Origin of the sequence: Escherichia sp. WS1152 (genome assembly GCF_046487665.1) — a bacterium.
In the GTDB taxonomy this organism is placed as follows: Bacteria; Pseudomonadota; Gammaproteobacteria; order Enterobacterales; family Enterobacteriaceae; genus Escherichia; species Escherichia coli.
This window is the reverse complement of the sequence record NZ_JBJQJA010000065.1, coordinates 1-506: the sequence shown is the minus strand read 5'-3', so window position 1 is coordinate 506 and position 506 is coordinate 1. Positions and strand designations below refer to the sequence as shown.

The 506-nt window shown below is 51.8% G+C and carries 1 protein-coding gene; it reads left to right on the top strand.

The window, feature by feature from the left end:
* Positions 1–506 (top strand): EF-Tu/IF-2/RF-3 family GTPase (locus ACJHW7_RS25315; RefSeq protein WP_104692590.1); only part of this gene is annotated, 506 nt, incomplete at both ends.

The window sequence follows — 506 nt, the reverse complement described above, 5'->3', positions numbered from 1 at the left end:
ATTCCGGAACCAGAGCGTGCGATTGACAAGCCGTTCCTGCTGCCGATCGAAGACGTATTCTCCATCTCCGGTCGTGGTACCGTTGTTACCGGTCGTGTAGAACGCGGTATCATCAAAGTTGGTGAAGAAGTTGAAATCGTTGGTATCAAAGAGACTCAGAAGTCTACCTGTACTGGCGTTGAAATGTTCCGCAAACTGCTGGACGAAGGCCGTGCTGGTGAGAACGTAGGTGTTCTGCTGCGTGGTATCAAACGTGAAGAAATCGAACGTGGTCAGGTACTGGCTAAGCCGGGCACCATCAAGCCGCACACCAAGTTCGAATCTGAAGTGTACATTCTGTCCAAAGATGAAGGCGGCCGTCATACTCCGTTCTTCAAAGGCTACCGTCCGCAGTTCTACTTCCGTACTACTGACGTGACTGGTACCATCGAACTGCCGGAAGGCGTAGAGATGGTAATGCCGGGCGACAACATCAAAATGGTTGTTACCCTGATCCACCCGATCGC